The organism is Koromonas humicola (assembly GCF_059726255.1).
In genome coordinates, this window is the sequence record NZ_AP040873.1 from 526,818 (window position 1) to 550,130 (window position 23,313).

23 protein-coding genes and 1 pseudogene are annotated in these 23,313 nt (G+C 55.6%); 19 read left to right on the forward strand and 5 right to left on the reverse strand.

Features of this window, described 5'->3' with window-relative positions:
• Position 1: 1 nt before the first annotated feature.
• The 9 genes and pseudogenes from AC6IZD_RS02330 (at position 2) to AC6IZD_RS02370 (ending at position 9,938) form a co-directional block, all read left to right on the forward strand.
• Positions 2–952, forward strand: coding sequence for a hypothetical protein (locus AC6IZD_RS02330; protein ID WP_497786069.1), 951 nt, complete (start codon positions 2–4; stop codon positions 950–952).
• A complete protein-coding gene (locus AC6IZD_RS02335; protein WP_497786070.1) occupies positions 834–1,139 on the forward strand; it encodes a EutN/CcmL family microcompartment protein in 306 nt (101 codons plus the stop codon). The genes AC6IZD_RS02330 and AC6IZD_RS02335 overlap by 119 nt, the downstream gene beginning before the upstream one ends.
• Positions 1,120–1,680 carry a cob(I)yrinic acid a,c-diamide adenosyltransferase gene (locus tag AC6IZD_RS02340; RefSeq protein ID WP_497786071.1) on the forward strand — a complete coding sequence of 187 codons (561 nt, stop codon included), beginning with the start codon at positions 1,120–1,122 and terminating at the stop codon, positions 1,678–1,680. The genes AC6IZD_RS02335 and AC6IZD_RS02340 overlap by 20 nt, the downstream gene beginning before the upstream one ends.
• Complete coding sequence (locus tag AC6IZD_RS02345) at positions 1,677–2,291, forward strand: GlcG/HbpS family heme-binding protein (RefSeq protein WP_497786072.1); 615 nt, start codon at positions 1,677–1,679, stop codon at positions 2,289–2,291. The genes AC6IZD_RS02340 and AC6IZD_RS02345 overlap by 4 nt, the downstream gene beginning before the upstream one ends.
• Before the next feature lie 77 nt (positions 2,292–2,368).
• Positions 2,369–3,766 carry an aldehyde dehydrogenase family protein gene (locus AC6IZD_RS02350; RefSeq protein ID WP_497786073.1) on the forward strand — a complete coding sequence of 466 codons (1,398 nt, stop codon included), beginning with the start codon at positions 2,369–2,371 and terminating at the stop codon, positions 3,764–3,766.
• Positions 3,767–3,813: 47 nt separating this feature from the next.
• Positions 3,814–4,458 carry a sporulation membrane protein YtaF gene (ytaF, locus tag AC6IZD_RS02355; RefSeq protein ID WP_497786074.1) on the forward strand — a complete coding sequence of 215 codons (645 nt, stop codon included), beginning with the start codon at positions 3,814–3,816 and terminating at the stop codon, positions 4,456–4,458.
• Between the two features lie 253 nt (positions 4,459–4,711).
• Positions 4,712–5,281: a molybdopterin-dependent oxidoreductase gene (locus tag AC6IZD_RS02360; protein ID WP_497786075.1), complete on the forward strand. Its 570-nt coding sequence runs from the start codon at positions 4,712–4,714 to the stop codon at positions 5,279–5,281.
• A 12-nt stretch (positions 5,282–5,293) separates the two neighbouring features.
• Positions 5,294–7,747 (forward strand): annotated as a pseudogene (gene fdnG / locus AC6IZD_RS02365) (formate dehydrogenase-N subunit alpha); the annotation flags it as partial.
• Positions 7,740–9,938 (forward strand): 4Fe-4S dicluster domain-containing protein, encoded by a 2,199-nt coding sequence (locus AC6IZD_RS02370; RefSeq protein WP_497786076.1) that lies wholly within the window; start codon positions 7,740–7,742, stop codon positions 9,936–9,938. The pseudogene fdnG and the gene AC6IZD_RS02370, both read left to right, overlap by 8 nt.
• 308 nt (positions 9,939–10,246) lie before the next feature.
• Here the strand turns inward: AC6IZD_RS02370 and AC6IZD_RS02375 are convergent, their stop codons facing one another.
• Positions 10,247–10,519: a hypothetical protein gene (locus tag AC6IZD_RS02375; RefSeq protein ID WP_497786077.1), complete on the reverse strand. Its 273-nt coding sequence runs from the start codon at positions 10,517–10,519 to the stop codon at positions 10,247–10,249.
• A gap of 301 nt (positions 10,520–10,820) precedes the next feature.
• On the opposite strand from AC6IZD_RS02375, the gene coxB reads away from it, so the two are divergent.
• From coxB to AC6IZD_RS02415, 8 genes are read left to right on the forward strand one after another with little or no spacing between them, the layout of a single operon-like run.
• Positions 10,821–11,825 carry a cytochrome c oxidase subunit II gene (gene coxB, locus AC6IZD_RS02380; RefSeq protein WP_497786078.1) on the forward strand — a complete coding sequence of 335 codons (1,005 nt, stop codon included), beginning with the start codon at positions 10,821–10,823 and terminating at the stop codon, positions 11,823–11,825.
• Positions 11,826–11,832: 7 nt separating this feature from the next.
• Entirely contained in the window at positions 11,833–13,536 is a 1,704-nt protein-coding gene (gene ctaD, locus AC6IZD_RS02385) for a cytochrome c oxidase subunit I (protein ID WP_497786079.1), read from the forward strand.
• Positions 13,537–13,556: 20 nt separating this feature from the next.
• Complete coding sequence (locus tag AC6IZD_RS02390; RefSeq protein WP_497786080.1) at positions 13,557–14,150, forward strand: cytochrome c oxidase subunit 3; 594 nt, start codon at positions 13,557–13,559, stop codon at positions 14,148–14,150.
• A gap of 9 nt (positions 14,151–14,159) precedes the next feature.
• The gene (locus tag AC6IZD_RS02395) at positions 14,160–15,002 is read left to right on the forward strand and encodes a hypothetical protein (RefSeq protein ID WP_497786081.1); all 843 of its coding nucleotides are present in this window, start codon (positions 14,160–14,162) and stop codon (positions 15,000–15,002) included.
• Positions 14,999–15,745, forward strand: a complete 747-nt coding sequence (locus AC6IZD_RS02400; RefSeq protein WP_497786082.1) for a c-type cytochrome — start codon at positions 14,999–15,001, stop codon at positions 15,743–15,745. The genes AC6IZD_RS02395 and AC6IZD_RS02400 overlap by 4 nt, the downstream gene beginning before the upstream one ends.
• Entirely contained in the window at positions 15,745–16,347 is a 603-nt protein-coding gene (locus tag AC6IZD_RS02405; RefSeq protein ID WP_497786083.1) for a QcrA and Rieske domain-containing protein, read from the forward strand. Before AC6IZD_RS02400 ends, AC6IZD_RS02405 begins: the two co-directional genes overlap by 1 nt.
• Positions 16,314–17,813, forward strand: coding sequence for a cytochrome b N-terminal domain-containing protein (locus tag AC6IZD_RS02410; protein ID WP_497786084.1), 1,500 nt, complete (start codon positions 16,314–16,316; stop codon positions 17,811–17,813). The genes AC6IZD_RS02405 and AC6IZD_RS02410 overlap by 34 nt, the downstream gene beginning before the upstream one ends.
• Positions 17,814–17,815: 2 nt before the next feature.
• Positions 17,816–18,658 carry a cytochrome c oxidase assembly protein gene (locus tag AC6IZD_RS02415; RefSeq protein WP_497786085.1) on the forward strand — a complete coding sequence of 281 codons (843 nt, stop codon included), beginning with the start codon at positions 17,816–17,818 and terminating at the stop codon, positions 18,656–18,658.
• A 6-nt stretch (positions 18,659–18,664) separates the two neighbouring features.
• On the opposite strand, the gene AC6IZD_RS02420 is transcribed toward AC6IZD_RS02415, so the two are convergent.
• Positions 18,665–19,090 carry a response regulator gene (locus AC6IZD_RS02420; RefSeq protein WP_497786086.1) on the reverse strand — a complete coding sequence of 142 codons (426 nt, stop codon included), beginning with the start codon at positions 19,088–19,090 and terminating at the stop codon, positions 18,665–18,667.
• A gap of 261 nt (positions 19,091–19,351) precedes the next feature.
• Here AC6IZD_RS02420 and AC6IZD_RS02425 point away from each other — a divergent pair, with 261 nt between their 5' ends.
• Complete coding sequence (locus tag AC6IZD_RS02425) at positions 19,352–20,635, forward strand: cytochrome P450 (protein ID WP_497786087.1); 1,284 nt, start codon at positions 19,352–19,354, stop codon at positions 20,633–20,635.
• A 69-nt stretch (positions 20,636–20,704) separates the two neighbouring features.
• On the opposite strand, the gene AC6IZD_RS02430 is transcribed toward AC6IZD_RS02425, so the two are convergent.
• Both AC6IZD_RS02430 and AC6IZD_RS02435 read right to left on the reverse strand, forming a co-directional pair.
• On the reverse strand, positions 20,705–20,872 hold the full coding sequence (locus AC6IZD_RS02430; RefSeq protein WP_497786088.1) for a hypothetical protein: 168 nt from the start codon (positions 20,870–20,872) through the stop codon (positions 20,705–20,707).
• Positions 20,873–20,926: 54 nt separating this feature from the next.
• Positions 20,927–21,487: a PAS domain-containing protein gene (locus AC6IZD_RS02435; RefSeq protein ID WP_497786089.1), complete on the reverse strand. Its 561-nt coding sequence runs from the start codon at positions 21,485–21,487 to the stop codon at positions 20,927–20,929.
• Between the two features lie 378 nt (positions 21,488–21,865).
• Here AC6IZD_RS02435 and AC6IZD_RS02440 point away from each other — a divergent pair, with 378 nt between their 5' ends.
• Positions 21,866–22,027: a hypothetical protein gene (locus AC6IZD_RS02440; protein WP_497786090.1), complete on the forward strand. Its 162-nt coding sequence runs from the start codon at positions 21,866–21,868 to the stop codon at positions 22,025–22,027.
• Positions 22,028–22,176: 149 nt separating this feature from the next.
• Here AC6IZD_RS02440 and AC6IZD_RS02445 read toward each other — a convergent pair whose 3' ends face one another.
• The gene (locus AC6IZD_RS02445; RefSeq protein WP_497786091.1) at positions 22,177–23,115 is read right to left on the reverse strand and encodes a universal stress protein; all 939 of its coding nucleotides are present in this window, start codon (positions 23,113–23,115) and stop codon (positions 22,177–22,179) included.
• Positions 23,116–23,313 lie beyond the last annotated feature (198 nt).

The window sequence follows — 23,313 nt, forward strand, 5'->3', positions numbered from 1 at the left end:
TATGGAAGATCAGCAGACAGAACGGATCATCACTGAGGTGTTAAAACGGCTGTTGCCGCACCTAGGTGCAGACGGTTCACGTGGCAAGATCATCGTCGTGATGACCGGCGCGACCGTGCAGGAACCCGATGCCGTGAATCAAATCCGCGCACTGCTCCTTGCCGGATTTGAATTGCAGCTTGTGTTCTCTGACATGGCCGAGCACCTCTATGGGAATCTGGTTCGCGATCAACTTGCCGGTTTCCCGTGCTGGAGCCAACTGCCTCCCGTGGCGTGGTTGAAGTCACTGCGCGAAGCGCGCGCGGTCGTGTCGCCGCTGCTGAGCGTGAGTGCTCTTTCGAAGCTCGCACTTGTCATTGGAGACAGTCAGACAAGCAACATTCTTCTGCATTCATTGTTCATGGGAAAGCCTCTGATTGCTGCTCGCAACGGATTCGAACTCAACGCCGGACGTGCCGAACTCGGCTTCAATCATGCGAATGCTGCGCTCCTGCAACAGGTGGAGGAGCGTGCGAAAGCGGTCGCGAGCTACGGTTGCAATTTCGTAGATATTAGCCAGCTTTGTGCCACGACGATGGCGTTGCTCGGCGAACCACAAACTGCAGCCGAAGAGATCGAGGACGTGGAGCCTGCGAATACCACGCTCGAATGGGTTTGCGATTCCGCAGTCGTTAGCGTTGGAGATGTTCAGCAGGCTTGTGAGCTGGGCACCTCGTTGCACATCGCAGCGCGGGCACTCGTTACCCCTCTTGCACAAGATCGCGCCACAGCTTTGGGCGTGTTGATCGTGCGCAACGGCGCATCCAGGCAACCACAACCAGGAGGATTGGGAGATGTTTATAGCACTGGTGATAGGAACGGTAGTGGCTTCGCGAAAGCACGAGAGGCTAGTGGGGAACAAGATTCAGATCGTGCAACCCCTCGAGCCGCATTCGCAGCAGCCAAAGGGTGATCCACTCATCGCCGTTGATGCGGTCGGGGCTGGGGTGGGTGAACTGGTGATGGTGGTGCAGGGAAGCGCTGCTCGTAAGGCGCTCGATAACCAGTTGACTCCAGTCGACGCAACCATCGTTGGCATTGTTGACGAACTCGATGTAGAGAACATCGCGAGTGTGCAACATGAGCATTTACACGCGTAAAGGCGACGCAGGCGGTACAAGGCTTTTCAGCGGTGAGCGTATAGCCAAGGACGATCTGCGCGTGGATACCTATGGCACTCTGGATGAACTACAAGCTCAGCTTGGCATGGCGCGTTCACTGTTTGTGGACGACGAGTTCAGTGACCTCGTGTATCGCATTCAGCAGGACATCTCCAGCGCATGTGCCCAACTCGCGTCAAGTCCCGAGAAGCGTGCGCAACTCAAGCGCAAGGTCGGCAGGGAAGAGGCAGCGATGCTCGAGCATGAAATCGACCAACTCGTTGCCACCTACGCACTGCCGAATGGGTTCATCGTGCCGGGCCGTGCGCCTGATAGTGCAGCGGTGCACGTCTCAAGAACCGTTTGTCGTCGCGGCGAGCGCCTGCTGGTGAAACTCAATCGCGAGCTGCCAGAGTTCGACGACTTGCTGGTGTACTTCAATCGGCTCTCTGACTTTCTTTTCACGCTGGCGTGGGCTCTCGAAGTACGACACGTCGCTCGCACGGCCGTCACCGAAGTTGTGTTGGAGGGATCGAGATGAACACGCATCCAGCCAAGATTCCTCACGTTGTCGCACGGATGATTGCGACGCGCGCCGAAGCGGAAGCGCAACACATCAACGTGCCCATGGTGATTGCCATAACCGACGCGGCCGGAGGTCTCCAGATTTTTACGCGTATGGATGATGCTTTGCCCGTGAGCACTGAGCTTGCTGAGTCCAAGGCGTTTACGGCGGCGGTGTTGCGAATGACCTCTGCGCAGGCTGGAAAGCTGGCTCAACCGGGAGCACCACTCTACGGCATACAGAACACACATCAGGGACGCATCGTGTTGTTTGGCGGAGGTATTCCGCTGCGACGCTCCGGAGAGGTTGTAGGCGCCATCGGCGTGAGTGGAGGCAGCGTGGAGCAGGATGTTCGCGTGGCCGAGGCCGGAGTCGCGCATTTTGAGGAGATGGTGGGTTGGGAGCGCACGCTCTCCGGACCGTTGGCAAGCGGCGCCTTCAACGGAGTGCTGCTCGACAGCATGCAGGAGAAGCTCTGCGGCGTGCTCGAAGAATTAGCACCCGCAATGCCGGAAGAACACAGAACAGCAATCGCCGGAGGTGTCTGGCTATCGCTTTCGGCTGCAGGTTTAGAAGAACAGGTATGACGCCCCGGGTGGGCGTACGGCATTCATAATTCCGGCAATCATAGCCGGTCACGATTCGAGTTGCGAAGGAGAAGGCGATGGCCACTCAAGTTGATGATGTTGCAACACTCATTGAGAAGGTGCTCAAGGAACTGGAGTTCGAGGGTGTTGCCGGAGTACTGGACGGGCGTGGATTGTTCGACAAGGTCGACGATGCCGTTGAAGCGGCCGTGATCGCGCAGAGAGAGTTGATCCGCATGTCGCTTGAGCGGCGCAGGGACATCATTGCGTCGATTCGTAAAGCGATTCTGCTTGAGAATGAACGACTCGCGCGACTTGCCGTAAAGGAGACGAAGCTCGGGCGCGTTGAGGACAAGATTCGAGAAAACATCCTTTGTGCGACCAAGACGCCCGGAGTTGAAGACATTCAGCCTGTCGCGTATAGCGGAGATTGCGGGCTCACGCTGCTTGAGTACGCTCCGGTCGGTGTTATCGGCGCACTTACGCCCATCACCAACCCCACGGGAACGCTGATCAACAACAGTATCAGCATGATCTCGGCTGGAAATGCGGTGGTGTTCAATCCACACCCGAGCGCACGCGAAACCAGCACGCAAGTTGTGCTCGTATTGCACAAGGCGGTCGTGGATGCAGGCGGCCCTCCAGGACTGGTCAGCATCGTACGCGAGCCAACGCTTGAGACGGCAAAGCAGTTGATCGAGCATCCCAAAGTTAATCTGCTTGTCGCAACGGGCGGCAAGCCAGTCGTCCATGTCGTCCTGAGTTCCGGCAAGAAAGCCATCGGTGCTGGTGCCGGAAACCCGCCAGTGTTGGTGGACGAAACTGCGAACCTGCGTCGTGCCGCACGTTGTATCGTCGACGGTGCCAGTGTGAACAACAACATCTTCTGCATCTGTGAAAAGGAAGCCATCGTGGTGCAGGAGGTGTACGAGACCTTGATTAAGTTCATGGTGGAAACTGGCAAGGTGTATCTGCTCTCGGAAGAAGAGGCTGAGCGCGTCACCAAGTTAGTGATGGCCCCCGAAGGCAAGATCAACCCCAACTACATTGGGCGCAACGTGCAGATCATCCTCGCTGACGTAGGCATCCATGTAGGAGAGGAATGTAGGCTGGCGATCTTCCGTGCACCGCGTGAGCACCCGCTGGTGTGGAAGGAGCAAATGATGCCCGTGCTCCCCATCGTCTGCGTCAAAGACTTCAACGAGGCTGTGGAGTTCGCCGTCAAGGTGGAATCCGGCAACCGGCATACGGCAATCATGCACTCCACCAACGTAGAGCACATGACCAAGTTTGCGCGGGAGGTACAGACGACGATTTTCGTCAAGAATGCTCCATGTTATGCGGGCATCGGCCTCGGAGGTGAAGGGCATACTTCGTTCACCATCGCCGGTCCCACTGGAGAGGGTTTGACGTCGGCCCGTAGTTTCACGCGTCAGCGTCGCTGCACGCTGGTCGAGTCGTTCCGGATCATCTGATCGGTAGAACGTGACCTTCAGGAGAGAGACTCAAGGGGGCGGCCGTCATGCTACGAACCGGGTGGTCTGCGGCCGTCCTGCTTGCAGTCTCAAGTAGTCTCGACAATGTCGGAGTCGGTGTTGCGTACGCCTTCCGGCGTGTGCGTGTTCCGTTCTCAGCCAATGCAGTCATAGCAGCAGTCACCGGCGCTACCACTCTTGTCGCAATCCTCGCTGGCGCCAGCATCGCCCACTTTCTGCAACCTCAATTGGCCTCCGTACTGGGCGCCCTCATGTTGGTTGCTCTTGGATGCTGGATCGTTCTCTCGGAGTGCCTGAAATCTAGGGCCAAGGCCACGGTCTCCAATGATTGCCAGCAGTTCGCCAATAGAGGCTTCCTCACGAAACTCTCCATCATCCTAAGCAACCCGTCTTGCGCCGATCGGGATTCCTCAAGGCACATCGACAATCGTGAAGCCGTGGTGCTTGCCTGCGCGCTATCGATGAACAACTTTGTGAATGGCGTCGCGGCCGGAATCTTGCATTTGCCTTTGTTGTTCGTCACTGTCTGGGTCGTGATCCTGAGTATGGTCACACTTTGGCTTGGATTGCATGCAGGAAGACGACTGGCAGCCCGATGGATGGGAGAGTTGGCCGGGGTCGTCTCTGGATTGCTTCTCGTCGGAATCGGAATTCTACAACTACTTCTTTAGGGCCGGCCCTCGAACGGCACTACAACGGCGATTGGTTTCCTAGTCGACTCGTATCGAAACTACAATACCGTGAATACCCTAGTTCTCATCCCCTGCGTGCAACGCCTTGTGCGTTTCTAGTTGATTGTGACTCGAACGTGATTCGCGTCACTGTAAACACGTCCAGCTCAGGAGTACACGAGAAGTAACACTGTTTCACTTTTGGTATCTCCTGCCACAAGCACGGTTCGACAAAAACAGGGGTGGAGAAATAATGGCAATCAGCCGAAGAGACCTATTGAAAATGGGCACTGGTGTAGGCCTGACTCTCAGTGAGTTGGGATTCCAGGTGCCCACAGCACACGCGGCAACCAAGAAAGAGAAGTTGGCTGGCACCGAGGAATTCACAACGGCCTGCAACTTCTGCTCTTGTGGTTGCGGCATGATCGGCCACGTAAAAGATGGCGAGCTTGTGAACCTGGAAGGCGATCCAGACCACATCATTAACGAGGGCGCACTTTGCAGCAAGGGCGCCGCCATGCTGGAGACTCATCGATCTGCTCAGCGTGTGAAAAAGCCAATGCTCCGCACCGCTGGAAGCGACCAGTGGAAAGAGATTAGCTGGGACGAAGCCTATGACCGCATCGCCCGCAAGATCAAAGAAACTCGCGACGCCAATTGGATCGCCTCTGAGAAAGAAGGCGATAAGGAATTCGCGGTAAACCGCACAGACGCTATCGGCTTTATGGGTGGCGCGCAGAACACGAACGAAGAGTGCTATCTCATCGGCAAGATGGGACGCCTGCTTGGCACTGTTCAGGTAGAACATCAGGCTAGGCTTTGACATAGCCCGACCGTCCCCAGTTTGGGGGCAGCATTCGGTCGTGGCGCAATGACCAACCACTGGTTGGATCTGCAGAATGCGAAGGTGTTCCTCATCGAGGGCTCCAACGCCGCAGAGAACCACGTGATGGCCATGAAGTGGATCCGCAAGGCGCAAGAAAAGGGCGCCATCATCATCCACGTGGATCCTCGTTTCAATCGCACTTCTTCGGCAGCCGACATCTATGCCCGCATCCGTCCCGGTGCCGATATCGCGTTCCTCAACGCGATGATCAACTACATCCTTATCAATAAGCTGTATGACGAGCCGTACGTGAAGCTTCACACGAACGCTCTCATGATCAGTAACAAGGAATTTAGCTTCGAGGATGGACTGTTCTCGGGCTATGACCAGGAGAAGCACAAGTATCACCAGGAAGGTTGGGGATACGAACTCGGTCCGGACAAGAAACCTCTCAAGGCAAAGTCGCTCGACGATCCTCGTTGCGTATTCGCGCAGATGAAGAAGTTCTTCTCGCGGTACACGCTCAAGGTGGGCAGCGACATCTCCGGAATCCCCGAAGAGCAGATTAAGCTGATCGCCGAAACAATGGCGAAGCACAAGCCGGGTACCATCATGTATGCGCTCGGCATGACGCAGCACACGGTTGCCGTGCAGAACATTCGCTGCGACGGCATCATCCAGATGCTGCTCGGAAACATCGGAAAGCCAGGCGGCGGCGTAAACGCTCTCCGCGGTGAGCCAAACGTTCAGGGCGCCTGCGACATGGCCGTCCTCAACAACTACACTCCGGGCTACCTGAATTACCCGAACTACAACGAACCCACGCTGAAGGAATGGACGAACAATAACGGCACATTTCGTCGCAAGTTCCTCATCAACACCATGAAGGCGTGGTTCGGCGAGAACGCAACGGCTGACAACGACTACGGTTACGCGTGGCTGCCGAAGCGAAACACTGGTGATTACTCGATTCTCGGCATGCTCGAGGGCGCACTCGCCGGACGTACGAAGATGCTGTACGTCATCGGACAGAATCCGGCAGTGACGAACCCGAACCTGAATGTCACCTTCGCGGCGCTCGAGAAGCTTGAGATGCTGGTCGTTCAGGAACTATGGGAAACCGAGACTGCCAGCTTCTGGCATCGTCCGGGCGCCGACCCCAAGTCGATCAAAACCGAAGTTCTGCTTCTGCCTGCGGGCTACTTTATGGAGAAGGAAGGTACCATCTCCGGCTCCGGCCGTTTGGTGCAGTGGCGCTACGCGGGAGTCAATCCTCCGGGAGAGGCGAAACCAGATCTGGAAATCTTCGACACGTTGTTCAACAAGGTCCGCGCGTTATACAAGGACTCGACTGATCCGAAGGACGCACCGATTCTCAAGGCGGCTTGGAACTATCCTGCCAAGGATCGTGCCGAAGCCGTGCTGAAGGAAATTGGCGGATTCGATCTGACGACTGGCCAGCCGGTCAACGGAATCGCCGATCTCAAGGACGACGGTACGACCTCTTCGGGAGCTTGGATTTATGCGGGCTGCTTCAAGGGTGGTAAGAACCTGACGAAGCGGCGCGACAACAAGACCGATCCCAGCGGACTCGGTATGTATCCGAACTTCGCGTGGACTTGGCCGGGCAACATGAAGATCCTCTACAACCGCGCTTCGTGCGACGAACATGGTGTGCCGTTCGATCCCGAGCACAAGATTGTCTGGTGGGATGCCGAGCAAAAGAAGTGGGCCGGCGTCGATACTCCTGACGTTCCGGTGCCGACCGATGGGCCGGACACTCCGAATGGACAGCGCGCGTTCCGCATGAACGGAGAAGGTGTCGGACGTCTTATCGCTGGGCCTTATAAGGATCCCGACGCGAAGGACAAGGACAAACTTCCGCGCGATGCTTCGTACACGCCCAAAGATGGACCGCTCCCCGAGTTCTATGAGCCGGTCGAAAGCCCAACGGAAAACTCTCTGCACCCGGCCGTGAAATGCAATCCGTGCTTGAAGTATCCGCGCCTTAAGGATGGCAAGCACCCGATCGGCAAGGTGGAAGAATTCCCGTACGTGCTAATGACGTCGAGCATTGCGGAACATTGGTGCGCAGGTTCGACCACGCGCAACGTGCCTTGGCTCAACGAACTGATGCCCGAACCTGTCGTCGAATTGCCGGAGAATCTAGCCAAACAGCTTGGCATAGAGACTGGCGATATGACGACCGTGACCTCTGCTCGCGGTGAAGTGACGGTAAAGGCTGTCGTCACCAAGCGCATGCAGACGCTCGTGATCAATGGCAAGGAAGTAGCAACCGTCTGGATGCCATACAACTGGGGATTCAAAGGTCTCAGCACTGGCCCCAGCACAAACTATCTGACGATTGACGCCGTTGATCCTGGTGCTGGAACTCAGGAGACGAAGGCTTGTCTTGTGAAGGTCGCGCGTGCAAAGCGCACGCAGGGAGGTGCACGTGTCTAGCGGAATGTTGATAGATACGACTAAGTGCATCGGTTGCCGTTCATGCCAGGTTTCCTGCAAGGAATGGAACAACCTGCCTGCCGAAAAGACGAGTGCACCGGAGAAGGGCCTCGGATTACAAAACCCGAAGGTGCTTTCTGCTAAGACGCTAGTGGTGATCACCGACCACGAGGTCGAAGATTCGAAAGCTCCGGGGCATTTGCGCACGATTTTCGCAAAGCGGCAGTGTATGCACTGTGATGAACCGGCGTGTGTTTCGGCTTGTCCTGTGACAGCAATGCACAAGACGCCCGAAGGTCCGGTGGTTTACGACAAATCCAGATGCATCGGATGTCGCTACTGCATGTGGGCTTGCCCCTGGAGCATTCCAACTGCGGAGTGGGATTCGCTTGCGCCGAAAATCAGCAAGTGCACCATGTGCTACGACCGTCATGCGCAGACGTTGCCTGTCGTGCGCAACGGCCAGTCGAATCCGACGGACAAGAAAGCGCCTTATGCAACCAAGCTTTCCGAACCGATCTGCATAAAGCAGTGTCCAGCCGGAGCTCTGAAATTCGGCGAGCGTGAAGAGCTTCTCGCAGAAGCAAAGCGACGCATCAGCCAGAATCCCGACATGTACGTGGATCACATCTACGGCGAGCATGAAGCCGGAGGCACGGGAGTTCTCTATCTGGCGAGTGTTCCTTTCGATCAGATCGGATTCCCAAAGGTGCAAACCGATCCTCTGCCTCGCATTAGCGCCGTCGCCCTGGGATCTGTTCCCCCGGCGGTAATTGGCGTTGGTGCAGTGCTCGGTGGCGTTGCGGCTCTGAACAAGCGTCGTGCAAAGGTCGCCGAAGAAGAAACGAAAGCTGCAAAACACAAGCATGATCACCACCACGTAGAGTTCGCTCCGGTCGGAAACGGCAACCCGTTTTCTCGCAGCAATCTCTTCTCCGGTGGAAATCTCTTGTTGCTCATCCTGATGGCATTCGGAGCACTGTCGTTCCTAGTCCGCTTTGCCGTGGGTCTCGGTGGCAGTACAAACCTCTCTGACACTTGGGCATGGGGACTTTGGATCGTCTTCGACTTCGTCTGGATCGCGATCGCTGCAGGTGCGTTTGCAACCGCAGGTCTGATCTACGTCTTTGCGCGAGAAGATCTATACCCCATCGGTCGATCTGCCGTGCTCATGGGCATGCTGAGTTACACCTTTGTCGTGCTCACGCTGATGGCCGACCTCGGATTACCATGGCACTTCTATTCGCTGGGCATGTATGCACCAAAGCACTCGGCGATGTTCGAAGTCTCGTGGTGTATCACTTTCTACCTGACGGTCTTGGCCTTTGAATTCGCGCCAGTTCCGCTAGACCATTTCAAGTTGCACGAGTGGAAGGCTCTCTGGACGAAGTATTCGCCCATGTACGTTGTGGTCGCGGTTGCTCTGTTCGTGTATCTGATGTCACGCAACGTGCTCTTCGCCGCAGTGGCGTTTGCAGCTTTCGCGTTCATGGCCTACGCCTTCCGCACAAAGGAAGGACAGAAGCCGGTTCCTGTGATGCTTGCTATCGCGGCCGTAACGTTCTCAACCATGCACCAGAGCTCGCTTGGTTCGCTCTTCCTGCTCATGCCGGATAAGCTCCATCATCTCTGGTGGTCACCCGTGATGCCCATCTGCTACTTCCTCTCTTCGGTAGCCGCTGGCACTTCGCTGATGATTTTGGTCGAGATGTGGATTGCGAAAGCGTTCAAGCGCGCCCTTCAGATGAAGCCGCTCTCAGCAATGGGCAAGATCTCATTCTGGGCGCTTCTCGTGTACCTTGTGGCTCGTATAGGTGACGTTACGGTGCGCGGACAATTTGGGCATCTCTCCGGTTCTTACGGCGTCATGTTCCTGGTTGAGATTGTGCTCCTCGGCTTTGTCCCGCTTGTGATGCTTGCAACTCCGAGCGTGCGCAACCGTCCGGCAACACTGGGCTGTGCTGCACTGCTCGCTGTGAGTGGAATTGTATGGAATCGCGCAATGGGCGTGATCTTCGCCATGAATCTTACTGGGCCAATGCCTCAGATTGCTCCGGCACATTACTTCCCGAGCATTTGGGAATGGGGTATCTCGATCGGCATGGTCTCAACTACTATCTTCCTCTTTGGATTGGGAGTCCGTCTTGTTCCTGTTCTCCCCAAGGAAGAAGAAGCTTCTTTTACTGACTAGCAAACCGGGGCCGTGTGTAAAAAGCACGGCCTCTTCTTGTCCCTACAGGTCTCTAATCTCTAATCTATGTGGTGCGAGGATGTGCGGTATTGATGCCGTGCGGCCTCACAGAAACGGATCAGAATGATAGCCGCACGGGAATTAAGTTCCACGCTTACTTCCTTTCTGTGTGTGCAACAACGTCTTTACTTCTTTCAACCTTCTACTGCCTTTGTACGATTTCTAATTCTTCTTCTCCCTCCTTTGTTGTAGCTCTCACATACTCAGAGCCGATGATTAAGCGCACATCGCTAGTAATCAGAGCACTCCTACGAAGCCTTCCGTTTGTTGCCCTGCATTGCTTCCGAAGTACGCGTGTGGTGATGTACGTTGCCTTCTGAGTCTCGATATTCGCGCTCTTTCAGGTCTTCACTTTCATTACTGCCCGATTGAGTCTGTTGTTTGTGCCCCTGGGATCCAGAGATCTTCGCCTGATTGCTCTCTCGACCGCTGCGCGAGCCTTCTTCATTCCCCTTCGTGTGCGGAAACGGTTCTTCACTGTCCTTATGCGGATGCTTCCCCGTGCCTTTCTCGTCAGCCATTTCTGCTCCTAATCATTTTGTCTGAGCATTATGAGGACGCGAAGTCGTCACCTCGTTGGCCACCGTATGCTCGTGTGTCGTGTCATAAAGCGCCAGAGCACTGCTGAGTCGGCCCCCTTACGGTTTAGGCGCGGCTTAACTCTGAACTAAGTCTCCGCACAGCCTGAAATCTGTTCTTCGCGCAACGTGCAATCAATTCAACTCATCGCAATACTCAAGAAACGTAATTTCACAACCCGACACACGCGAGACGTCGATTTGCTCCGCGAAACAATTGGATTGGAAGTGAAAGAGAGCAAGCATGAGTGGGGCAGCAATCCTAAACGCAATTATCTACATCCCGCTCTTGGGCGCGACTTCTGACACGTCGATCTTTGCTCCCGTTGCTACTCCGTCTCGTTCAATCGAGCATCTGGCGTTTTTCGTCCTCGCTATTGCGGCAGGAATCTTTCTCACTCTAGCCACGCTGATCACCTACATCATCATCCGTTTCCGCGCACGTCCCGCTGACGTACATCTCGAACCTCCGCAGGTTTTCGGCAGCACTGAAATTGAGCTAGCGTGGACCATCATTCCCATCCTCATAATCGTCGTCTTGTTTCTAACGACCGCCGGAGTGCTCTTTGGATTGCAGCACGCGTCCAAGCCTGCGTCTGCCCTCGACGTTGTTGTGATAGGACATCAATTCTGGTGGGAGTTTCGTTATCCAACCCTCGGCATTACTTCGGCAAACGAACTACACATTCCGGCAGATACTTCCGGACACTCACGCCCAACCTACATGAAGCTGACTTCCGCTGATGTCATTCATAGCTTCTGGGTTCCGAGAATTGCGGGGAAAGTGGATGTCATTCCGAATCGCGTGAATGAATTATGGGCGGATCCCGGGACGCCCGGCGTGTATTTGGGCCAGTGCACCCAGCTATGCGGCGTAGAGCATGCAAAGATGTTGCTGCGGGTTTACGTCGATACCCCAGATAAATTCGACGAATGGGTCAACGCACAGAAGCAGCCTCCGCCTAGCTCGTCCGCTGTCGATGCTGGACGTCAGGCATTTGAGTCGCAGGCTTGTGTGAATTGTCATCGGGTGGCGGGAACGATTGCAACTGGCAGGTTTGGCCCTGATCTCACTCACCTCATGAGCAGAAACACGATTGCGTCTGGCGCAGTTCCTCTCACGCGCGACAACCTGCGCAAGTGGATCGCCGATCCAGATGCCTTCAAGCCCGGTAGCCTCATGCCTTCAATGCATCTTGGTGGCCAGCAACTCGATTTGATTACCGACTATCTTATGTCGCTTAAGTAGGAGAGCAATGTCCGACGCCAGTCTTCCAGTTCCCGGCGACATGGGATCAAACATTGAGATCACAAGGACAAGCCCGGATCAAAGCACGATCCTTGAGCAACTGCATGAGTGGATCGTGACCGTCGATCACAAGCGGATCGGTCTCCTCTACATCACGTACGGAACACTCTTTCTGCTGGTCGCTGGGCTCGAAGCTCTTCTCATCCGCGTTCAGTTGTTTGTTCCGCATAACACATTCGTCACCCCGGAAACTTTCAACCGACTGTTCACGCTCCACGGCACCACGATGGTGTTTCTTGCTGGAATGCCGATTCTGCTTGGCTTCGGCAACTATCTTGTTCCGCTCATGATTGGCGCGCGTGACATGGCTTTTCCGCGACTGAATGCATTCAGCTTCTGGATTAGTGCATTCGCTGGCCTGCTCCTTTACTACAGTCTTGTCGGAGGCATGGGGTTGGCGGGGGCGGGAAGTGCGCCAGATGTCGGATGGTTCGCCTACGCTCCACTCACAGAGATACCCTTCTCGCCCGGACATTCAACTGATTATTGGACCGTCTCAGTATTGTTAAGCGGCATCGGCAGCATTGGAACCGCCGTGAACATCATTGCGACTGTTCTTTGCATGCGCTGCAAAGGGATGACTCTCTCTCGCATGCCACTGTTGCCATGGGTCTATCTCACTGTTGCCGTGTTGATGGTCCTTGCCATCAGCCCACTTACCGCAGCACAAATCATGCTTCTCGTGGATCGCTACCTTGGCGGACATTTCTTCGATGCTCAGGCCGGCGGCTCGCCCTACATGTGGATCCACTTCTTTTGGATCTTCGGGCATCCGGAAGTTTACATTCTTGTGCTTCCCGCCTTCGCCTTCGCCAATGAGATCGTCCCAGTCTTTTCGCGCAAGGCAATCTTTGGCTATCCCGCCATGGTCGCAGCAACCATGGGCATTGCATTCGTCAGCATGGGAGTCTGGGCACACCACATGTTCACCGTGGGCATGACCTCGTTCTCCAACGCGTTCTTCACGCTCTCGACCATGCTCGTCTCCATTCCCACCGGAATCAAAGCTTTCAATTGGCTCGCCACGATGTGGGGAGGCAAGATTCGCTTCTCCTCTCCCATGCTCTTTACTGTTGGATTTCTCTTCCAGTGGCCCATTGCCGGACTCACCGGCATCATGCTGGCTGTCTCGCCCTTTGACTTGCAGTTGCACAACAGCTATTTCCTAATCGCGCACTTTCACTATGTTCTTGTGGGTGCCATCGTATTCATGATCTTCGCCGCCATTTACTATTGGTACCCCAAAATGACCGGCCGCATGCTCGACGAGCGATTGGCCAAGGTGCATTTCTGGCTCATGCTCATCGGCTTCCACATGACGTTCGATCTTATGCACATTCCCGGCATTCTCGGAATGCCGCGCCAGATCTTTACCTATGAGCCCGACCGTGGCTGGACAGGATGGAACCAACTCGTATCCATCGGAGGGTTCATCCAAGCCCTCGCTGTGCTCGTTTTGGTCTTCAACCTTGTGCGCTCCTACTTCGTTGGAAAGCGCGCCGGAGCAGACCCTTGGGACGCGTGGACTCTGGAGTGGGCTACTCCTTCTCCGCCACCTTCTTACAACTTCGCCGTCGAGCCTGTAGTCGGAAGTCGCCGGCCGCTCTGGGATCTCAAGCATCCCGACGACCCCGACAGTACATACGAGTAGAGCATTGGAATGAGGACTCGATGAGCACAACGCAGCTTACGCACCCGCAATTCGAAGGCGAATGGAAGCTACCTTCTCGTGGCGTCGTTGGAATGTACTCGTTCATTGCGGCCGAGAGCGCCATCTTCACAATCTTCGTCGCTGCATACATCTATTTCATCGGGCGCAGCACCTACGGACCAACGCCAAAGGTCTTACACGTTCCTATCTTCTACACCGTGTGCCTGCTGTCCAGCAGCATCACGATCTTCATCGCGGAGCATCGCCTTGTTCGCGGCGCACTCAAGAGTTTCGCAGCGTTCTGGCTACTCACGTTCCTGCTCGGAGCTGTATTCCTGTACGGCACAGCAGTCGAATGGCACAAGCTGATCTTCGAAGAAGGGCTCACAATCCGCACCAACGTTTTCGGCACAACGTACTACTCGCTCGTGGGCTTGCACGCTTCGCACGTAACCGTTGGCTTGCTGATGATTTTCATCGTCCTAGCTTTCACGGTGACCGGGAAGTTAACCCGCCAGCATGCAGAGCGGGTACAGGTACTGGCGCTCTATTGGCACTTTGTCGACGTCGTGTGGGTCGTTGTATTTACGGTTGTCTATATAGTCGGACGATGAGGAGAGGCAATGCACAGCACGCGTGACGAATCGCAGGCCACCGTTCATCTTCCCGCCCCAACTGCGTGGCCTTTCGCGTTCGCCGCCGGTATCGGGCTCATCTTTGCCGCGCTTGTCACGCATGGCTGGATCGGGGTGCTCGGACTGCTCCTTACTGTGATTGCTGCAGCAGGATGGTTTCGGCAGGTGCTTCCCGTGGAGCGGCACATTGAGGTCACAGGCGATGTTGCTCCTGTAGAGCTCACTTCATTAGCCACCGGAGTGTCTCGTGTGGAAGTGACTGAGACTCATCGTGCTCAACTTCCGCTGGTCACTTATCCAGTTTCGTCAGGCGTGAAAGGTGGCATCGCGGGTGGCCTCGCCATGGTCGTCCCCGCCGAGATCTATGGCCTCATCACATTTCATAGCCTCTGGTACCCCATCAATCTTCTGGGAGGCGCTGGCGCCACCGGCCCACAAAAGCCTTCGCTGGAATATTTGGTCTCGTTCCATGCTGAAACATTTCTCATCGCGTGCATCATCCACATCGCCACGTCCATTCTTGTCGGCTTGCTATACGGAGCCCTGCTTCCGCTCTGGCCGTCTCGTCCCATTCTCCTCGGAGGTGTGATCGCTCCTGCCCTGTGGACTGGTCTCCTTCATAGCGTGCTTGCGGTCGTCAATCCGTTTTTCAACGAGAAGATTTCTTGGCCGTGGTTTGCAGCATCCCAAGTCTTCTTCGGACTCGTTGCTGGATACACTGTCGCGCGATTCGGCAAACTGAAACGGCTATCGCAAATGCCTCTCGCTGTGCGCCTCGGTATTCAGACACCTGGGTACATTCGTGAACGCAGGGAGGACGGCAGACAATGAGAGCTGGTCTGCTGTGTTTCATATTGTTCGGCTTCATCCTGCTTACCGTTGCTTGCGAGCGCATCGAAGGCCATGCCAGCAAAGACCGCGAACAACAGCACGCGCAACCTCCGGAAGCGGTAATGTCATTCGACGTTCTTTATCAGAAGAATTGTGCAGGTTGTCACGGCGCGACTGGACAAAATGGCCCTGCATCAAATCTGGCCAATCCCGAGTACCAGGCATTGATCGATGACAACACACTTCGTGACATTGTCGCCAAAGGGCAAAAAGACACCATGATGCCGGGTTTCGCCAAGGCTGCCGGAGGCGACCTCACCGATCAGCAGGTTGATGTGTTAGTTCGCGGCATGCGCAAACAGTGGTCCAAGGGCAATGTCCTTGGCCCGGGCGCTCCTCCGTACAAAGCTGTGAGCGCGGGCGATGCCGAACGCGGCAAGCAGGTGTATGCATCCGACTGCGCAAACTGTCATGGTCCTGTCGGTGGTCCACCCGGACCGAAGGGAGCCATTCTTGATGGCTCGTTCCTCGGAGTGGTATCTCCGCAACTGATTCGCACCACCGCAATCGTTGGCCGTCCTGATCTTGGAATGCCCAATTTTCGCCAGCGCAGACCTGGCCGCCCACTGACCGATCAGGAGGTGACTGACGTTGTCGCCTTCGTCGTATCTCAGCGCCCGCAGCGTCCTGGTCAGCCATACGCCGATTCCGCAACTGTATCTCACAACGAAGGTAGACCGTGATGGATGAAAAACTTCCACCTCCAAGTCCCGCAGAGCAAGAGCAGCGTCTTGAAGGCGAGCACCTCACACGACGCACGTTCCTCATGAAAGCGGGCCTGGCCCTGAACGGACTTGTGGCGGCCGCCTTAGCTGTACCGATCGTGCGTTACGTGTTGTCGTCCACCGGTTCGCCTAATCGTTATCTGCGATGGACCGAGATCGGAAACGTTGCCGACTTTCGCGATGGCGACACCAAACTTATCAGTTTCATCAACCCCGTTGTGAGTCCGTGGGACGGTGACACCGGAAAGATTCCAGCCTACGTTCGCAAGACCGGGAACAACTTCACAGTCTTTGCAATCAATTGCGCTCATCTCGGATGTCCCGTCCGATGGTTTGCCGAGTCCCAGCTCTTCATGTGCCCTTGCCATGGCGGAGTTTATTACGCCGATGGCAGTCGCGCTTCAGGCCCACCCGAGCGCGGCCTGTTCACTTACGACTACAAGGTTGAGAACGGAAAGCTCTACATCAACGCCGGGCAGATTCCGACTTTCTCCAATCGCGCAAAACTGATTCAGGAAATTCATCCATGCCCTGGTACAAACAGCTCTACGATTGGTTAGAGCGCCGCGTTCAACTCGAAGGTCCTATCAAGGAAGCGGCTCTGCACGTTGTTCCGCGCAAGACCGCTAGTTGGTGGTATGTCTTCGGCAGCGCTGCGCTAACGTTGCTCATCCTCCAACTCGTCACCGGAGTGCTGCTTGCACTCACCTACATTCCGTCCGCTGCCGAAGCATGGAATAGCCTGCAGAATATCAACCAGCACGTTGCACTAGGATGGTTCATTCGTGCGCTTCACGGTTGGGGCTCCAACTTCATGGTCGCTGTTGTGCTCGTCCACATGGCGCAAGTATTCCTCTTTGGAGCCTACAAGTTCCCCCGCGAACTTACATGGATGATTGGTGTTTTTCTTCTGCTCATGACGCTCGGAATGGCATTCACTGGGCAGGTGCTTCGCTTTGATCAGGATGCCTACTGGGGAATCGGCATTGGCGTTTCGATCACCGGACGCGTGCCATTCGTGGGCGGTCAACTCGTTCACCTCCTTCTCGGAGGACCGATCATAGGGGGAACGACACTCTCCCGATTCTTCGCTCTCCACGTTTTCGTCATTCCCGGCCTGCTTCTCGCGCTCGCAGGTCTGCACGTCTGGATGGTCCTAAAGCTCGGCGTGAATGAGTGGCCCATGCCTGGACGCATCGTGCGCCGCGAAACCTACATAAAGGAATACAACGAACTGGCTCATCGCGACGGAATCCCCTTTATTCCGGGCGCTGCGTGGAAGGACCTTGTTTTCTCCGCCTCCATCCTTATTGCTGTTGCGGTTTGCGCGTTGTTCTTCGGGCCATTCGGGCCAACGGGCATGCCCGATCCAACAATCATCGAAACCGTCCCTAAGCCCGACTTCTTTTTCCTCTGGCTCTATTCGTTGTTATCTCTGCTGCCGCCAAGTTGGGAAACTCCATTCCTACTCATCGCGCCGCCAATAGCGATCGGCTTGCTTCTCGCTCTGCCACTCGTAGCGGGCACTGGCGAAAAGAGCTGGCATCGTCGTCCGGTCGCGGTGCTTACGCTTCTTCTTCTTGCTTTTGGATGGGCCACCCTCACGCGCCTCGCCACATACGCCCCATGGAGTCCGAAGATGAATGCCTGGAGCGGCGCGCCGATCCCCGTCCACTTCATCCGCAATTCCACACCATTGGTGCGACAAGGAGCTAACGTCTTCCAATACAAGCAGTGCCGCAACTGTCATGCTCTGGGAGGCATTGGCGGCGATCGCGGCCCGGCACTCGACGAAGTCGCAACGCGCATGACCAAGGATCAACTCATTCGACAGGTCATTCAGGGTGGAGGAAACATGCCAGCGTTTGGTAGTAGCCTCTCGCCGCCAGAAGTAACTGCACTCGTCCAGTTCCTTGAGACATTGCGTCGTCCCAACCAAGCCCCTGCGCGCGATGTCTCGAGAGGTCTCGCCGAAACTGGAGAGCGGCCTGCGAACACCGACGTAGAACAAGGCTCGAGGTATTAGCGATGCACGTCGGCTCCGACGATCAGCTCTGGAACATTCCTGTTGTCGCCTCTACAGCCCTCGTGGTCACCACAGTGATTTACGCTCGCGGCTATGCCCTGGCTCGTCAAATGCGACCTCTAGAGCTTCCCATTTGGCGCTGCTGGTCGTTTCTTGCAGGCATTGCTGTTTTGTTCTTGGCTATTGCTTCACCCGTGGATACCTTTGCAGACGATCTCTTGCTCGCGCACATGACACAGCATTTGCTGTTGATGTCCGTCGTTCCGCCATTGATCGCCTTGGGTGCGCCTGTCGTTCCCATGCTTCGTGGCTTGCCTCGCTCCGTCTTGGCTGCCGTGATCAGTCCGTTGCTGCGGAATCGGGTTTCTACCTTCTGCGAACGCCTTCTCCGTAGCCCGATCTTCGCATTCTTTGCCATGAACATCGCTTATATTGCTTGGCACATTCCCGCCGCCTATGAACTGGCTCTTGCGTCAGAGCCGTGGCATGACTTCGAGCATCTCTGCTTTCTAGTAACGTCTATGCTCTTCTGGTGGAACGTGCTTGAGCCTTGGCCTTCGCGAACTCCGTGGGCACAGTGGGCAGTCATCCCATACCTGCTCGGAGCCGATCTCGTGAATACCGGAGTGTCTGCTTATCTGTGTTTTGCCGGACGCGTCATCTATCCCAGCTACGCGCGCGCTAGTGGTGTGCTCGGGCTTTCTCCATTAGACGACCAGATTGCCGCCGGAGCCGAGATGTGGGTACTCGGTTCCTTGATCTTCCTCGTGCCTCTCGCCATCAAGTCGTTTCGCCTGCTCTCGCCCAGAGCTAGTTCGCGAGAGCGCGTTCGACTCGCTGCATGACGGCTCTTAAGAGGCTTTTCTCAAAGGTTCTTGCGCGAGCGACGGACGTCTCGGCCGCAGACTTGCGTCGGGCAGAAGCTGCTCTATTGTGTCCAACAAGGTATTCGGACCTGACACTCCTTTGAGTAGTACGGCGTCTACGCGCGCGCGTGCTTCTTCTGGCAGTTTCGTCTCGCCCGTAATCATGATGACCGGTACTTCCGGACGCATCATCCGCAGTTCCTGCGCAACCTCGTCTCCCGTTCTGCCTTCCGCCAAATGGTAATCGATCACAAGGATGTCGATCGCGTGCTCATGAAGAGCGCGCATCGCAGAGGTGTAATCTCTTGCGACCAGAGTCTCGCATCCAAACTGATTCAGTAACAATGCCCGCACCCGGACGTTCTCCGGCCGGTCATCTACGCATAAAACTTTTGGTTTTCTCTTTTCCACGCTTTGTCTCTTAAACGGCTGAAGGAGCAGTGCGTATCGGCTTATTTTTTGAGATGCGTTCAAACTTCTGAACAATGTTGCTCTAAAAGGGATTCGTAAGTTGATCTGTAACTTTTCCGACACTCAATCCACTCTCGCTTACGCCAAGGTTTCGGGGTGGGGCAGAAGTGGCCCAGGAAAATTGCACCTCAGTGCGGCAGCTATCGCCAAACAAGCATCTCTACCCTAAAGCTCACACTCCAGCGAACGCAGGGTTGCACAATGATGAATATTCCTCGGGACCCGTCGTTTGACAGTACATACGCTCTGCTCTTCTCCGAAGGGTATAAATTCATCTCCAATCGTTGCGAGCGGCTAGGCAGTGACGTGTTCCAAACTCGCGTCATGCTGCGCCGCGCCGTCTGCATGCAGGGGGCAGAGGCCGCCGAAGAATTCTATTCCCCTGGGCGTTTCTCTCGTCGCGGTGCAATGCCTCTGTTCGCAGTCACTCTCATTCAGGATCTGGGCAGCGTCATGATGCTTGACGGAGAAGATCACCGCCGTCGCGAAAAGATGTTCCTGTCGTTCATGTCTCCCGACTCACTCACTCGGCTCACGCGGTTGACGGCTCAGCATTGGCGAGCACACGTCGAACGCTGGCGCAAGATGCGTAGAGTGAATATCTTCGAAGAAGCGCACGTCCCGCTCTGTGCCGCCGTGTGCGCGTGGGCTGGCCTTTCCCTCAGCGACTCCGACATTCGTCAGCGGGCTCGCGAATTCGAGGCGATGGTCGAGGGTACCGGTGGCATCGGAACGCGCAATTGGCGTGGCCACCTCATGCGATTCCGCACCGAGCGATGGATGCGGCAGATTGTGCGCAACATTCGCGGAGGCAAGCTTCGTGTCCCAGGTTCCAGTCCCGCGTATCTCATCAGCACATTCCGCGATAGCCGTGGTCGTCTCATGGACGTGAAGTATGCTTCCGTCGAGTTGATCAACCTACTTCGTCCTACGGTCGCCAATGCGCGATACATGATGTTCGCGCTCATGGCGCTTCACGCCAACCCTGAATGGCAAAAGAAACTCGCGAAGAGCGACGATCAGCTTGGGTTCTTTGTCGATGAAGTGCGCCGCTTCTATCCGTTCATTCCTCTGATTGGTGGGCGTGTTCTGCAGGAGTTCACCTGGCGCAATCATCGCTTCAACAAACGCGACTGGGTGCTCATGGATCTATATGGAACCAACCATGACCGGCGGATCTGGGGCGATCCTGAGCGCTTTCGTCCTGAGCGCTTCCAGAAGGAGCGCCATGGCCTCTACGACCTTGTTTCCCACGGTGCGGGCGACCGACGCTTCACTCATCGTTGCCCCGGAGAGTACATCACCGTTGAGCAGATGAAGGCCATCGTTCGCATCATGGTTCGCGAGGTGAAGTACGAAGTTCCGCGACAGGATCTGACAATCGACTTTTCCCGAGTCCCCGCTCTGCCTAAAAGTCGATTCCTTATTTCAAACGTGGCTTGGCAGGCCAACGTTCGTCGCGAGAAGACTCCTGCCGCCGCCTAGTTGCAACTTTGCGCCAATAAGAAAAGCTCCCAGCTTTCGGGGGAGCTTTTTGTGCCAGTGCAACGGCCATCAGGCGGCCTTGTGTTGCGGCTTTGTTGCGCTCTTCTTGTTTCCAACCTTTGTCTTTTTGCTCGTGCCGGCCCCGCTCTGAATCATAGGCTCAGCTCCTGTGCGGCGTCCCGGATTTCCCCCGGCCATTGACTCGGACCCGCGTTGATGGTGCGGCTGCTTTGACATGTTTCCTCCACGGAAGTGTCTTAGTTACGATGGACGCCAATCGCTCATCGTTGTTCAGGCAACATCGGTTTTTCCAATTCGAATAACCCTCAGCACCACGCCTTCACTGCGGTTGTCCGCCGTGCGATATGGAAACAAACGAACTGTGCATGTTTGTCCTGATTCATCAGTGAACTGATGCTCCTTCGGTTGCAGTTCCGAGATCACGCTCAGCATAATCTGCTCCAGGTGGTCAATATTGAGCTTCAATTTCAGTCGCGCAATCGGACGCCCAACGTCAGTACTTGTCAGCCCTAGCGTCTGTGTCGCCTCGGCTGTGAATCGACGAATACTCAAGTCTGCACCGACCATCACTAGTGGCATGTTCACGCTGTTCAGTACATTCGTGAGGTCATTGTTGAGCTGGGTCAGCAACTCATTCCGATGCTGTATCTCGTCATTCACCGTGTGCAGCTCTTTGTTCGCCGACTCCAGCTCTTGTTTCGACATTTGCAGCTCTTCATTTATGCTCTGCAATTCTCCGTTCGTTGTCTCAAGTGCCTCGATGATCGCTTGTAAGTATTCCTTAGTCGCTGCGAGCTCCTGCTGCAAATGCGCGATCTGCTTGTCTTTCATTACTCGCTAGCCATCGCCCAGTCCGCGAAACATTGCAGTGCTCAAATTCTGGATGACTTGGGTCGTGGGTCGCTGGAATGCTTCCACGTGTGTTGGTGCTGGTGTGTGGTCACCTGCCATGCTTGCCACGCTCTCTCGCCCGCTAAGGGCGTGCTGATCTTTAATGCAAATATGGATGGAAATATTCGTTTTCGTGCGCTTGCTCGCGACGAGTTCTTCGGCTCCTTCATGCCTTCGCACTGAAATTCATTGCGCTTTCAACTGAGATCGCCGCAATTCAACGCAGGTTCAAGCTCCTGCCTTGCCGCTCACGCTGAAGCCAACGCCGCAGCGCGTCGACGAATCGCACCCCTAGAACGGAACTTTCAGGAGAGCAGAATGGCAAATCAGTCGGAGAACCAGCAGAGCGAAAAGCCGCAGCGCAGGGAAGTAGGTGTCACCAACGATCCTTCCGAGCAGGAACGTCAAGAGAAAGTCGTCCGCGATCGCCCAGAAGGTCAAACCGCTCACGAGAAAATCAAGGAACGCAAGTCTGCGTAGCTCGTAGCAGGTGACGTACTCGTCACGGTCGTCACCTGCGTGACAAAGCGCCACGTCTCGTCCACCCAATTTGGGAGTGGCTACACACAAACAACAAACAGCGTTATGTCCGCTCCTGGTGAACGGCCGTACAGTTCTTCCGTCTTCGCCTAGCTTCTCACTGTTAAGACCGGGCAATGTGCCTTGCACACCACGGCCGATGCTGTCGCCCACGGCAGGTGCGTCACGAGTTCGCCCTGATCAGCGCGATGCGCTCCCATCACGATCAGGCTCGCCTTCTTCCTGTTCGCCTCATCGAGAATCGCTTCCGCAGCCGCGCCACAACTCACCACCATTTCTGGTTGCAACTCATGCATCACGCGGGGCGGAACGAAATCGTGGAGCCGTCGTTTCGCGATCGCAATCTCATCCTCGATAAATTCCTTCGAGAGCTGAATCGTAGCCGCGCCACAGTTAAAGTCTGCTGGCACAATTCCTGGTAGCACCGGTACTGCGTGCATCACGATCAGCCGACATTTGTACCTTTGCGCCATTGACACTGCATACGGCAACGCTTCTTCCGACCCTTCAGAGAAATCTGTTGCAAACAAAATCACTCCATTGGTCAACGCCTTCGCATTCGCGCCTGCTGCTTCAGGACCAACCGTCAGCACCGGGCATCGCGCCTGGCGAAACACTTTCTCCGCCGCCGATCCGAGCATCAGCTTCGAGAGTCCACGACGTCCATGGGTGCCCAACACAATGAGATCGATCTTTCGTTCCGCAATCATGCCTTTCAGCGCCAGCCAGAAGTCTCCTTTGCGCACGGTCCACGTGCAGGTCGCTTCGCCAAACGTTCTTCTGATCCGCATCGCTCTGAACAAGTTTTCGGCTGCTTCGCGATCGCTCTCCAGTTCCGGAATCATGTCCAGCTGGACCTCAAGCACTGGCTCGGGTGGCACCACGTTCACGACGTGAATTGTCGAACCGTAGTGCTCAGCGATGTCGCGAAGATAAGGGAAGGCCCGTTCGGAGCAAGCCGAGAAATCTGTCGCAAAAAGGATGTTCTTGAGTGAGAGGACAGACGGGCTTTGCGCAATACTAGACATGGGATACCTCCTTTCGGAGAGAATTCCCATCGTCGAGTCTAGACCAACCCCAAAAAGTGGCAGTGACCGTCATCACCGCAAATACGCTCACGGTGCCAACTCTGGTGTTGCGAACTGACCAGGCACGCCTGTTTTCAATGGATTATCGGGCGGCGAACACAGCATACAATTCTTAGCTGTCGTTCCAAACCGGGAAAC

Coding starts and splice junctions, on each gene's coding strand:
- AC6IZD_RS02375 (WP_497786077.1), bottom strand. CDS start 10,519: ATGGCTGACGAGAAAGGCACGGGGAAGCATCCGCATAAGGACAGTGAA.
- AC6IZD_RS02445 (WP_497786091.1), bottom strand. CDS start 23,115: ATGTCTAGTATTGCGCAAAGCCCGTCTGTCCTCTCACTCAAGAACATC.
- AC6IZD_RS02360 (WP_497786075.1), top strand. CDS start 4,712: ATGGCAATCAGCCGAAGAGACCTATTGAAAATGGGCACTGGTGTAGGC.
- ctaD (WP_497786079.1), top strand. CDS start 11,833: ATGTCCGACGCCAGTCTTCCAGTTCCCGGCGACATGGGATCAAACATT.
- AC6IZD_RS02330 (WP_497786069.1), top strand. CDS start 2: ATGGAAGATCAGCAGACAGAACGGATCATCACTGAGGTGTTAAAACGG.
- AC6IZD_RS02395 (WP_497786081.1), top strand. CDS start 14,160: ATGCACAGCACGCGTGACGAATCGCAGGCCACCGTTCATCTTCCCGCC.
- AC6IZD_RS02345 (WP_497786072.1), top strand. CDS start 1,677: ATGAACACGCATCCAGCCAAGATTCCTCACGTTGTCGCACGGATGATT.
- AC6IZD_RS02410 (WP_497786084.1), top strand. CDS start 16,314: ATGCCCTGGTACAAACAGCTCTACGATTGGTTAGAGCGCCGCGTTCAA.
- coxB (WP_497786078.1), top strand. CDS start 10,821: ATGAGTGGGGCAGCAATCCTAAACGCAATTATCTACATCCCGCTCTTG.
- AC6IZD_RS02335 (WP_497786070.1), top strand. CDS start 834: ATGTTTATAGCACTGGTGATAGGAACGGTAGTGGCTTCGCGAAAGCAC.
- AC6IZD_RS02340 (WP_497786071.1), top strand. CDS start 1,120: ATGAGCATTTACACGCGTAAAGGCGACGCAGGCGGTACAAGGCTTTTC.
- AC6IZD_RS02435 (WP_497786089.1), bottom strand. CDS start 21,487: ATGAAAGACAAGCAGATCGCGCATTTGCAGCAGGAGCTCGCAGCGACT.
- ytaF (WP_497786074.1), top strand. CDS start 3,814: ATGCTACGAACCGGGTGGTCTGCGGCCGTCCTGCTTGCAGTCTCAAGT.
- AC6IZD_RS02440 (WP_497786090.1), top strand. CDS start 21,866: ATGGCAAATCAGTCGGAGAACCAGCAGAGCGAAAAGCCGCAGCGCAGG.
- AC6IZD_RS02400 (WP_497786082.1), top strand. CDS start 14,999: ATGAGAGCTGGTCTGCTGTGTTTCATATTGTTCGGCTTCATCCTGCTT.
- AC6IZD_RS02405 (WP_497786083.1), top strand. CDS start 15,745: ATGGATGAAAAACTTCCACCTCCAAGTCCCGCAGAGCAAGAGCAGCGT.
- AC6IZD_RS02350 (WP_497786073.1), top strand. CDS start 2,369: ATGGCCACTCAAGTTGATGATGTTGCAACACTCATTGAGAAGGTGCTC.
- AC6IZD_RS02390 (WP_497786080.1), top strand. CDS start 13,557: ATGAGCACAACGCAGCTTACGCACCCGCAATTCGAAGGCGAATGGAAG.
- AC6IZD_RS02425 (WP_497786087.1), top strand. CDS start 19,352: ATGATGAATATTCCTCGGGACCCGTCGTTTGACAGTACATACGCTCTG.
- AC6IZD_RS02415 (WP_497786085.1), top strand. CDS start 17,816: ATGCACGTCGGCTCCGACGATCAGCTCTGGAACATTCCTGTTGTCGCC.
- AC6IZD_RS02430 (WP_497786088.1), bottom strand. CDS start 20,872: ATGTCAAAGCAGCCGCACCATCAACGCGGGTCCGAGTCAATGGCCGGG.